Below are 10,898 nucleotides of genomic sequence, written 5' to 3'. Positions count from 1 at the left end.
GTGATCCGGCGCAAGGTGGCCGAGGTGATGCGCAAGAGCGGGCTCGATCCGCTGGGGCATGCCGGGCGGGCGCTGCTGAGCGCGCTGGACTCGTATCCGCGCGACGAGATGTTCCAGATCGATACCGGGCTCTTGGCCGAGTTTTCCGAGGCGATTGCGGCGCTTTATGACCGGCCGCGCGTGCGGGTTTTGCCGCGTATCGACCGGTTCGACAACTTTGTCTCGATCCTCGTTTTCGTGCCGCGCGACCGTTATGACGGGGACGTGCGGGCGCGGATCACGCGCTATCTCGCCGAGATCTATGACGGGCGTGTTTCGGCCTATTATCCGAATTTTCCCGAAGGGGATCTCGTGCGGTTGCACGTGATCATCGGGCGGCTTGGGGGCGTGACGCCCAATCCGAGCCGGACGGAACTCGAAAGCCGTGTCGAAGCGCTGACGCAGGACTTTTCGGACCTGCTGCAGAAGGCGGCGCCCGATCCGGCAGCGATCAGCGACTATCGTTCGGCGTTTTCGCAGGCTTACCAGTCGCGCAATTCGGCCGAGGATGCGCTGGGCGATATCGCCGTCTTGCGCGAGGTGCATGAGGGTGGGATTGCGCTGAAACTGCGGTCGCGGCAGGGCGCCGAGGGCGCGCTGGGGCTCAAATTCTACGCCAAGGGCGGGGCTATTCCGCTGAGCGACCGCGTGCCGATGCTCGAGCATTTTGGGTTCAAGGTGATCGACGAGCGCACCTATACGCTGGTGCCGCGCGACGGGGTGGAGCGGTTTATCCACGACATGGTACTGGCGCCGAGCAATGGGGCGGAGCTGGATGTTGCGGCGCGGGGCGCGGCGATCGAGGCAGGCCTCTTGGCTGTGTGGGCCGGGGCGGCGGAGAGCGACCAGCTCAATACGCTCGTGACGCAGGCCGGGCTCGACTGGACCGATGCGGCGCTGCTGCGTTCGTTCTCGCGCTATCTCAGGCAGATCGGGATTTCCTATTCGCAGCGCTATATCGCGCAAGTGCTGGTGACCCAGGCCGAGGCGGCCAAGGCGCTGGTGACGCTGTTTGGCGCGCTGCATGATCCGAAGCTCGAAAGCCGCGGCATGGCCGAGGCGGCGGCGCGGGATATCATCGCGGCGCAGCTCGAGGCGACGGCTTCGCTCGATGAAGACACGATCATCCGGCGGTTCCTCAATCTGGTCGATGCGTCGCTGCGGACCAACTCGTTCCAGCGGGATGCAGATGGGCAGCGGCGACCGGCGCTGGCGATCAAGTATGATAGCGCCAAGGTTGAAGGCATGGTTGCGCCCCGGCCGTATCGCGAAATTTCGGTCTATTCTCCTCGGGTGGAGGGTATTCACCTGCGCTTTGGCGCTATTGCGCGCGGGGGATTGCGCTGGTCGGACCGGCCGGAGGATTTCCGCACGGAAGTCTTGGGGCTGGTGAAGGCGCAGCAGGTGAAGAACGCCGTCATCGTGCCGGTGGGCGCCAAGGGCGGGTTTGTGCCCAAGCGGCTCGTCTCCGGGATGGCGCGCGATGCGTTCATGGCGGAAGGCACCGAGAGCTACAAGATTTTCATCGGATCGCTGCTGGATGTGACCGATAATCTTATCGATGGCGACGTCGTGCCGCCGGCCGAGACGATGCGGCGCGATGGGGATGATCCCTATCTCGTGGTGGCAGCGGACAAGGGCACGGCGAGTTTTTCCGATACGGCCAATGCCATCGCCATTTCGCGTGGCTTCTGGCTCGGCGATGCTTTCGCTTCGGGCGGGTCGGTGGGTTATGACCACAAGAAGATGGCCATTACCGCACGCGGTGGCTGGGAGGCGGTGAAGCGGCATTTCCGCGAGATGGACCGCAATATCCAGGCGGAGCCGTTCACCGTTGTCGGCGTGGGCGACATGAGCGGCGACGTGTTCGGCAATGGCATGTTGTTGAGCCCGGAAATCCGGCTGCTGGCGGCGTTTGACCACCGCGATATTTTCTTCGATCCGACGCCGGATGCCGCTGTGAGCCTGGCTGAGCGGAAGCGGCTTTTCGCCTTGCCCCGTTCGAGCTGGCAGGACTATGACAAGGGCCTGATTTCGGCGGGTGGCGGGGTGTTTTCGCGCAGCCTGAAAGTCATTCCGCTGAGCGAAGAAATGCAAGCGCTGCTGGGGCTGAAAAAGGCCACGGCGTCGCCGAACGAGGTGATGCGCGCCATTCTGTCGGCGCAGGTGGACCTGCTGTGGTTTGGCGGTATCGGCACTTACATCAAGGCGGCGGAGGAAGACGACGCCTCGGTGGGTGATCGCGCCAACGACGCGATCCGCGTGACGGCCGACCAGGTGCGCGCCAAGGTGGTGGGCGAAGGCGCCAATCTCGGCGTGACCCAGCGTGGGCGTATTGCCTATGCGCTGAGGGGTGGACGGATCAATACCGACGCCATCGACAATTCGGCGGGCGTCAATTCTTCGGACCTTGAGGTCAATATCAAGATCGCCCTGGCGCCCGTGGTGGCGGCGGGAACGCTGGATGAAGAGGCGCGCGTTGCGTTCTTGGCCAGCATGACCGATGAAGTGGCGGCCCTGTGCCTGCGAAACAATTATCTGCAGGGGCTGGCGCTATCGCTGGCTGAGCGGGCGGGGACTTCGGAGCTGCCGGATCATCGCGTGTTGATCGAAGGGCTCGAAGAGCGCGGGCGGCTTGATCGTGCCGTGGAATTCTTGCCCAGCGATGCGGTGCTCGACGCGCGTGCGGCGCAGGGCAAGGGGCTGACGCGGCCGGAACTGGCGGTCATCCTTGCCTATGCGAAATTGTCTCTGTTCGATGATCTCGTCGCGGGCCGGGCAATCGACACGCCTTATCTTGCGGGCGAACTCTTCCGCTATTTCCCGCAGAAGCTGCACGAGGCCTATCCGGCGGCCGTGGAAGGACACCGGCTTAAGCGCGAAGTAATCGCGACGGTGTTGGCCAATGCGATGATCAATCGCGGCGGACCGGCTTTCGTTTCCGAACTGATGGCGGCGACGAGCGCCAGCGCCGGAGAAGTGGCGCTCGCCTATGCAGCGGTTCGCGATGTTTACGGGCTGACCTCGCTCTATGCCGGAATCGATGCGCTCGACAACAAGGTGCCGGGCTCGTTGCAGCTGGCGCTTTATGCGAAGGTGGAGGCCCTGCTCTATCGCGAGGCGCTGTGGTTCCTGCGCAATGGCAATGTCGGCGCGAGCGATGTCGCGGCCCTGGTGGAACGGCACAAGACGGGCGTCGAGACATTGCGCGGCGCGGGCGTGGGCCTGCTGTCGGACAAGGAGCGTGACGCGCTTTCCACGCGGGTCAGCGCGCTGGTGGAGCATGGTGTCGACGCGGAGCTGGCGCAGCGGATCGGGGAACTGCCGGTGATCGGCAATGCTAGCGATATCGTACTGGTGGCGGAACGCGCGGGGGTTTCGATCGAGGCGGCGGCGGCGGCGTTCTTTGGCGCGGCCGGGCAATTCGATCTCTTCCGCATCGTCGAGGAAGGGCGAAATATTGCGCTGGCAGACCGGTTTGACCGTATGGCGCTTGATCGGGCGTTGGCCAACCTGATGCGCGCGCTTCGCGACCTGACGGCAGACGTGCTGGAGGCTGGGGATATCGCGATGTGGCGTGGTCAGCATGAGGCGGGGATTGCGCGGACGGTGAAGGCGGTAACGGAGTTGACGGGCGGGGCTGCGACTGTGTCGCGGCTCAGCGTGGCGGCTGGTTTGCTGGCGGATTTGGCGCGGGAGGGGTGAGGGTTCTTCCCTTTCAGGAGGCCAGAGAGCATATTGGGTGCATGAACATGACATTCGATATTCCAAGCGAACTCAGGGAGCGCGTCGAAGCCATTGCGGTGCGCTCCAACTTAACCGCGTCGCAGGTGATTGCCGACGCGCTTGAGCACGGCCATTCACTGGAGTGGCAGGAACGTTTCCTGGCAAAAGTCGAAGAAGGAATCGCGGCGGCGGACGGGGGAGACTTCGCGAGCCCCGAAGAAATCCGGGCCGTCGCAGACAAGTATCGTTCTAGCTGATGAAGGCTGCCTGGACCCGCTCTGCCCTCAGGCATGTCGAGGAGATCCAGGACTATATCGCCCAAGATAGCCCGCGCGCCGCCAATAAGGTCGCAAATTCTTTGATCGACAGAACCAATGCCCTGCTCTCGGACACGACGATGGCAGGACGGCTGGGCCGCGCTCGCGGGACGAGAGAGCTTGTGTTTCCGGACCTTCCTACATCGTCGTCTATAGAGTAAGCGATCGCGTTGAAATTCTTGCGGTAATACATGCCTCGCGGGAATGGCCCGAAGCGTTCGAGTAACCCAAAAGTCGGTCTTGTCCCCCGAGCTTCAATCGCGACAGTGGCGGGCAACAAGGAGTTGCCCATGACCACGCTTGCCCAATGGCTTGTTGCCGAGACCGATGATGCTGCGCTGCGGAGCGTGGTGGTGAGTATGGCTGCGGCTTCGGCGGAACTGGCGGCGGTGTTGCGGGTGGCGCCGATTGCCGGACAGACGGGGTTGGCTGGGCACACCAATGTGCAGGGCGAGGCGCAGAAGGCGCTCGATGTCATTTCCAATGATGTCGTGCTCAGGCACTTGCAGGCGAACGACGCGGTTTCTGTGCTGATCTCGGAAGAGCTGGATGATGCGGTTCATTTCGAGAACCAGGGAGCGTTCATTGTCGCGACCGATCCGCTCGATGGGTCGTCCAATCTCGATGTGAACGTGACGGTGGGCACGATTTTTTCGGTGCTGCCGAGTGCGGGCGGGCTCTTGCAGAAGGGTCGTGAGCAGGTGGCCGCCGGGTTTGTTGCCTATGGGCCGGCGACGAGCCTTGTGCTGCGGATCGCGGGCGATGTTTCGGTGTTCACTCTCGATGGCCAAGGTGAATGGGTGCAGGTGGTTGTGGCGGCAAAGGTGCCGGAAGCCACTGGCGAGTTTGCCATCAACACGGCGCGTGAGCGGTTTTGGGACGCGGCGACGCTGGGCTATGTGAAGGAAAGCGTTGCCGGGGAAACCGGGCCTGCCGGCAAGCGCTACAATATGCGCTGGGTGGGTTCGATGGTGGCCGATATCCTGCGCATTCTGATGCGGGGCGGGATTTTTCTCTATCCGCTCGACAGCGAGACGGTGAGCAAGGGCGGTCGGTTGCGCCTGCTTTATGAGGCGAACCCGATGGCCTGGCTGGTCGAGGGGGCCGGTGGGCGGTCTACTACTGGACAGCAGGAAATTCTCGATGTCGAGCCGACGGGGATACATCAGCGGGTGCCGGTGATCTTGGGATCGGCTGAGGAAGTGCGGCGGGTGGAGGCCTGGTACGCGAAGGGGTGATTTTTTCGCTCCTAAGAGTGAGCGCCCTCACGTCTATCGTCATTGCCGGGCTTGTCCCGGCAATCCATCTCGCCTCCGCATGGACCACCGGGACAAGCCCGGTGGTGACGACCAACGAAAAATCTCCGAAATGTGGGCCTACTAGAAACGCCAGCGCGGTGTCGCGAAGCCTCAGTCCTCGACCCGGCACCACCCAGCATGTCCGCGCTGCACTTCCAGCGGGCGATACTGTGCCTTGTAGGACATCTTGGGCGAGTCCTTCACCCAGTAGCCCAGATACACATAGTTCAGCCGCGCCGAGCGCACCTGCGCGATATGGTCGAGAATGAGAAACGTCCCGAGGCTGCGATGCGCCAATTCCGGGTCGTAGAACGAATAGACCATCGATAGCCCATCGGGCATGACGTCGGTCAGCGCCACGGCCACCAGCGTCTGTTCGGGATGATCGCGCAGGCGATACTCCACCAGCACCGACTGCACCGGCGTATCCTCGACCATGTATTCATAGTCCTGATACGACATCTGCGTCATGCCGCCGCCGGCATGGCGAGAGTCGAGATAGCGCTTGAACAGCTCATACTGCTCAACCGTCGCCGTCGTCGGCCGTACGGTGATGGAAATATCGGAATTGGTGCGCAACACGCGTCGGAACCGTGCCGACGCCGCAAATTCCCCCGCCACGATTCGCACCGATTGGCACGCGCTGCAGCCCTCGCAGGCCGGGCGATAAATCAGGTTCTGGCTACGGCGAAAACCATTGTCGCTGAGCACATGGTGCAGCGCCGAAGCACGGCGCCCACTGAGGTGCGTGAACAGTTTACGCTCCATGTGGCCCGGCAAATACGGGCACGGCATGGCCGCGGTCAGGAAGAGTTGGGTAGTTTCTGGCGACTGGTCGGTCATCTACGACCCATGGCTACAATCCTGCGAGTGTATCCCTCCCGTCACTCGCCTGCAATATTTCAGTAAAACGCGCTGCTCCGGGCATTCTGCCAGTGCCGGATCATCGGCGAGCGCCGCACCATGAGAGTGCCAACCACGAAATCGTGGATCATCTGCCGCCGCGGGGTGAAGAGGGCAAACAGCAGCGAAATCGGCCAGCAGATCCAGAATGTCAGCCAGAAGACCGCCGCGTGCAAAATGGCCATCCAGCCATCGAGCGGCTGCCCGCGCGTCGGCGTCAGCACGATATCCATCATCTGCATGCCAATCGTGGCGCGCCGCGGCGAGCCCAGCGTTGCCGCATAATAGACCACGATCACTGCCGGCACGACAAACACCAGCGCCGCCCAGGCAAGCCCGAACGTCAGGAAGCCCAATATGCCGCCGACAATGGTCGCGGCCAGCACGAGCGCGCCCATGATGGCGAGATCGATAAAATAGGCCATGACCCGCCGCGTCAGCAGGCCGTCAAACAGCTCCGGCGCAGTAGCCGGATCGGGGAGGTAGGGACGGGATTGAGCATATTCCTGGGTCATGACGCTGAAATTGTCACGACCCCGCCGCAATGCAAGTCCTCGCGCGCAATTCTTCCTGTGCTTCGGCCTGTGACCGGCCTATCCTTGCCCCAATCCCGCCCTTCGCGAGTCGCTTGCCCTGCCGCGCTCGCCCCTTCGGAACACCAGATGTCGACGACTTCCGCCCCCGCGCCGCTGACCGATCAGCCACTGCGCGGCCTTGTCCTGATTATCGGGGCCACCCTGCTGTTCGCCTACAACGACACGACCAACAAGCTGCTGGTCACCGAATATAACGTGCCCCTGGTCACGGCCATTCGCTACATCACCCATACGCTGTTGATGCTGGCCCTCGTGGCACCCTTTCAGGGGCGCGAAATGGTGCGCACGCAGCGCACAGGCCTGGTTCTCGTCCGCGGTGCGTGTCTTGCGGTTGCGTCCCTGCTGATGGGTTTTGCGCTGCAGCGCATGCCGGTCGCCGAAACGACCGCTATCGTCTATCTCGGTCCGGTGCTGGTGATCCTGCTGTCCGGCCCGTTGCTCAATGAAAAAGTAGGCTCGGGTGCCTGGCTCGCCGCCGCGCTGGGCTTTGGCGGTGTGCTGCTGATCGCCAGACCCGGTGGCGGGCTCGATCCGCTCGGCGTGGCCTTCACCCTCGGCAATGTCGTCGTTTCGGTCGCATACAACATGATGTCGCGTGTCCTCGCCCGCACCGAGCGCACCATCGCCATGCTGTTCTATACCGCGCTGATCGGGGCCATAGCCTTCGGCATTCTTTTGCCCTGGACGTTTTACGGCATCGCGCCAACGCCATTGCAGGTGGTTCTGTTCATCAGCCTCGGCGTTTCGGCCTGGCTTGGGCACTACCTGTTCACCCAGTCCTATCGCTACGCGCCCGCTGCGATGCTCGCGCCGATGAATTACTTGCACCTTGCCTGGGCGGCCTTCCTCGGCTGGCTGGTGTTCGGCCATGCCCCCGATGCCATTGCGCTCGGTGGCATCGCCCTTGTCGCCGCCGGCGGTGTCGTCAGCGCCACTATGGCGCGCCGCCGCCCAGCCCCTGCCCGGGAAGAAGCGGCGGCAGCCCCCGAAGAGTCGGTCTAGCGCCCCAGCTTCCGCGCCATTTCCAGCGCGTAGTAGGTGAGAATGCCATTCGCCCCGGCACGCTTGAAGGCCCAGAGGCTTTCGAGCACCGCTGCGTCGCGATTGATCGCCCCCGCGGCGCCCGCCAGCTCGATCATCGCGTATTCGCCGCTCACCTGATAGGCGTAGATCGGCACGTTGAACGCGTCCTTGGCCCGGCGGATGATATCGAGATAGGGCATGCCGGGCTTGACCATCACGCTATCGGCGCCTTCCTCAATGTCCTGCGCGATTTCCCGCAGCGCCTCATCAGAGTTGGCATAATCCATCTGATAGGTGCGCTTGTCGCCCTTGAGCCGGCTGCCCGAGCCCACGGCCTCGCGGAACGGCCCATAAAAGCACGAAGCATATTTGGCAGCGTAGGACATGATCTGCACGTGCTCGAAGCCTTCGGCATCGAGCGCTGCCCGAATGGCCGCCACGCGGCCATCCATCATGTCCGATGGCGCAATGATATCTGCGCCTGCCTTGGCCTGCACCAGCGCCGATTTCACCATCGCCGCCACGGTCTCGTCGTTGAGGATTTCCCCATCCCGCACGAGCCCGTCCTGCCCGTCGCTCGAATATTCATCGAGCGCCACGTCAGCAATCAGCCCGATATCGGGCACAGCCGACTTGATCGCGCTCAGCGCCCGGCACATCAGATTGTCGGGATTATAGGCCTCGGCACCGCTCTCGGAGCGCAGATGGTCCGGCGTATTGGGAAAAATCGCCAGCGCCGGAATGCCCGCATCCCGCGCCGCCTTCGCGGCTTCCACCATCAGGTCGATGGAAAGCCGCTCTACCCCCGGCATGGTCTTTATCTGCGTCTTCTCGTTCTGCCCCTCGATCGCGAAGACCGGCCAGATCAGGTCGCGCGGCAGCAGTTCGGTTTCCCGCACCATGTCCCGGCTCCACGCCGTCCGCCGCAACCGCCGCTGACGGCGGCCATCGAGGAAAGACATGTCATGCTTGGGCCAGTTCTGCGTCATTCTTCTGTTCCTTGCCGCATGGCCCCGGCATCCACCAGCCGAACACTCCCCGTTGATGGGGGAGGAAGGGTGGGGTTGGGGCCACGCGCACCGCACTCAACTCTTCCCGCTCATACCAGCCGCGCACCTTGCCTCCAAGCCGCCGCTTGTCGCAGCCCCTCACGCTCGCTACTAAAGGGCCATGTCGTTCAAATCACCCCAGCTCGGCCTCTATATCCGCGTCGTCGCTTTGCTGAGCCTGGCTCTGGGCCTCAGCGATGCCGGCCGCCTTCTCGGCGTCAACCTTGGCGCCACGAGCCCCCTCGCAGTTCTTGGCCCTGCCGGCTTCGTGCTGCTCGGTATTTTCTCGCTCTCGCGCCTCTTCGCGGGCGTCGGGCTCTGGCTCAAGGCGAGCTGGGGCGCCGTCCTGCTCGTCGGCTCGACCACGGCCGAACTGGCGCTCTATCTCGCCGGCAGCCCCGACATCCGCATGTCCGCCTTCGGCTTCGCCGTCCGCATCGTGCTGCTCGTCGCCATATCGGTCATCTTCGCCCTCAGCTTCCGCTTCAGCCGCGCCCAGGCGGCTGACTAGGCCGCTCTACTCGGCCGGGTGAAACTGCTCGATGGTAATCTCCTCGGCCAGTGCATCCTGCGGCGCGCCAAAGCTCGTGACCGTCGTGAACCAGCGCGTCACCTGACCACCCAGCCGAAACTCCAGCGGTAGCAGCACCTGCCCAAGCGTACCCTCCGGTCGCAGGCTCAAGCCGTCGACGCCCTCATGCCGCCGCACCCGCATCAAGACCCGCGCCACGGGCGCACTCGGCCCATGCCTCCGCACGTCTTCGCGCAGGCGGTGCATCAGATAGCCCGCGACCTCTGCCCAGTTGACGATGGAGTTTCGTACCTCCCCCGGCCCGAAAACGAGATCGGCAAGATTGAGCCGCGCGTCTGGCAGGGTCTCCACCCCGATCAGCGCCAACGCCGCTCCATTGGCTTCGAGAATATCAAACGCTGCATCGAGCACGATGGCAGGGTAGGGCCCATGCGCCTTGAGCAGCAATTGCGCCGCCTGCCTTAGCTCGCTCATTTGCGGGCTGAGCCAATCATTGTCGCCATAGTGCGGCGCAAACCCCGCTGCCACCAGGAGGCCATTGCGCTCACGCAGCGGCAGGTCGAGCGCTTCGGCCAGCCGCAGCACCATTGCCGCGCTCGGTCGCGCCCGCGCCGATTCAAGAAAGGACAGGTGCCGCGGCGATACCTCCGCCGCCATGGCCAGCGCCATCTGGCTCATCCCCCGTTGGTTGCGCCAATCGCGCAGGGCCGTTTCGAACATGGCTTGTCTCCTTGGGTCCCAACCTGCCGCAGGAGCCGCCGCAATTCCATTACCTCGGAGGTAATTGTCGTCATGACCTCCCGCGCGCCACCCTCCAGCTATCGACAACCGGTCCTTTGGAGATCTGCCATGACATCCGCCACCCAGACCCTCATCCTCCGCGATCCCCGCCTCATCTACCGCTTCGACGCCGTTCTCTCCTTGACCATGGGCATCGCCCTTCTGGCCCTGGCATCGCCTCTCGCCAGTCTGATCGGCTGGGCACCCATGCACACGCTCCTCCTCGGAGCCGGACTCTTTCTCTTTCCCTGGGCCCTCAGCAATTGGACCCTCGGCGTTGCCACCGGCCCCGACAGGTTCTCCCTCGCCGCCAATCTCCTCGGCGATGGTCTCTGGGTCTTGCTGAGTGTTCGTCTTCTTGTTCTTTATTCGGCTCAAATGACATCGATCGGAGTAACCTTCATCGCCGCTCAGGCGCTGGCCGTATCAGCCGTTTTCGCCATCAAGCTTGCCGGTTTCAAGACGCTGCGGGCCTGACATCGCATAAGTGGGCGGTCGCTTCGGCCGCCCTCTCGCAACTGGTCCGAGCGCCGTTTACCCCTCGGAAAGGTTACAACTTTATGCACCGGTGTCACGAAGCATTAAGCCAAATTCTCATTGCTTTCCAGTAAGATGCCATTAAGCGTGCTGTTTAG

The 10,898-nt window shown here is 63.3% G+C and carries 12 protein-coding genes; 8 read left to right on the top strand and 4 right to left on the bottom strand.

What is annotated here, in order from left to right; translation table 11 throughout:
* From ABW043_RS08160 to ABW043_RS08140, 5 genes are all read left to right on the top strand, one after another.
* A partial coding sequence (locus ABW043_RS08160; RefSeq protein ID WP_353920722.1) for an NAD-glutamate dehydrogenase occupies positions 1 to 3,744 on the top strand: 3,744 nt, incomplete at its 5' end.
* Between the two features lie 47 nt (positions 3,745 to 3,791).
* A complete protein-coding gene (locus ABW043_RS08155) occupies positions 3,792 to 4,022 on the top strand; it encodes a transcriptional regulator (protein WP_353920721.1) in 231 nt (76 codons plus the stop codon).
* Positions 4,022 to 4,243, top strand: a complete 222-nt coding sequence (locus tag ABW043_RS08150) for a type II toxin-antitoxin system RelE/ParE family toxin (protein WP_353920720.1) — start codon at positions 4,022 to 4,024, stop codon at positions 4,241 to 4,243. The genes ABW043_RS08155 and ABW043_RS08150 overlap by 1 nt, the downstream gene beginning before the upstream one ends.
* Complete coding sequence (locus tag ABW043_RS08145) at positions 4,225 to 4,308, top strand: hypothetical protein (RefSeq protein WP_353920723.1); 84 nt, start codon at positions 4,225 to 4,227, stop codon at positions 4,306 to 4,308. The genes ABW043_RS08150 and ABW043_RS08145 overlap by 19 nt, the downstream gene beginning before the upstream one ends.
* Before the next feature lie 64 nt (positions 4,309 to 4,372).
* Entirely contained in the window at positions 4,373 to 5,320 is a 948-nt protein-coding gene (locus tag ABW043_RS08140) for a class 1 fructose-bisphosphatase (RefSeq protein WP_353920719.1), read from the top strand.
* 171 nt (positions 5,321 to 5,491) lie between these two features.
* Here ABW043_RS08140 and ABW043_RS08135 read toward each other — a convergent pair whose 3' ends face one another.
* Together ABW043_RS08135 and ABW043_RS08130 are read right to left on the bottom strand one after the other, a co-directional pair.
* The gene (locus tag ABW043_RS08135) at positions 5,492 to 6,223 is read right to left on the bottom strand and encodes an arginyltransferase (RefSeq protein ID WP_353920718.1); all 732 of its coding nucleotides are present in this window, start codon (positions 6,221 to 6,223) and stop codon (positions 5,492 to 5,494) included.
* 59 nt (positions 6,224 to 6,282) lie between these two features.
* Positions 6,283 to 6,828, bottom strand: a complete 546-nt coding sequence (locus ABW043_RS08130) for an RDD family protein (protein WP_353920717.1) — start codon at positions 6,826 to 6,828, stop codon at positions 6,283 to 6,285.
* Between the two features lie 117 nt (positions 6,829 to 6,945).
* On the opposite strand from ABW043_RS08130, the gene ABW043_RS08125 reads away from it, so the two are divergent.
* Positions 6,946 to 7,881, top strand: coding sequence for a DMT family transporter (locus tag ABW043_RS08125; RefSeq protein ID WP_353920716.1), 936 nt, complete (start codon positions 6,946 to 6,948; stop codon positions 7,879 to 7,881).
* Here ABW043_RS08125 and hemB read toward each other — a convergent pair.
* Positions 7,878 to 8,891, bottom strand: coding sequence for a porphobilinogen synthase (hemB, locus tag ABW043_RS08120; RefSeq protein ID WP_353920715.1), 1,014 nt, complete (start codon positions 8,889 to 8,891; stop codon positions 7,878 to 7,880). The two genes, ABW043_RS08125 and hemB, sit on opposite strands and share 4 nt — an antisense overlap.
* Before the next feature lie 181 nt (positions 8,892 to 9,072).
* On the opposite strand from hemB, the gene ABW043_RS08115 reads away from it, so the two are divergent.
* Positions 9,073 to 9,462 (top strand): DUF6163 family protein, encoded by a 390-nt coding sequence (locus tag ABW043_RS08115; protein ID WP_353920714.1) that lies wholly within the window; start codon positions 9,073 to 9,075, stop codon positions 9,460 to 9,462.
* Between the two features lie 6 nt (positions 9,463 to 9,468).
* Here the strand turns inward: ABW043_RS08115 and ABW043_RS08110 are convergent, their stop codons facing one another.
* A complete protein-coding gene (locus ABW043_RS08110) occupies positions 9,469 to 10,203 on the bottom strand; it encodes a helix-turn-helix domain-containing protein (protein ID WP_353920713.1) in 735 nt (244 codons plus the stop codon).
* Between the two features lie 129 nt (positions 10,204 to 10,332).
* Between ABW043_RS08110 and ABW043_RS08105 the strand changes: the two genes are divergently transcribed.
* Complete coding sequence (locus ABW043_RS08105) at positions 10,333 to 10,740, top strand: hypothetical protein (RefSeq protein WP_353920712.1); 408 nt, start codon at positions 10,333 to 10,335, stop codon at positions 10,738 to 10,740.
* Positions 10,741 to 10,898: the final 158 nt, after the last annotated feature.

Origin of the sequence: Devosia sp., from assembly GCF_040509215.1 — a bacterium.
GTDB lineage: Bacteria > Pseudomonadota > Alphaproteobacteria > Rhizobiales > Devosiaceae > Devosia.
The sequence above is the reverse complement of the archived record's forward strand: the minus strand, read 5'-3'. Positions and strand labels throughout refer to the sequence as shown.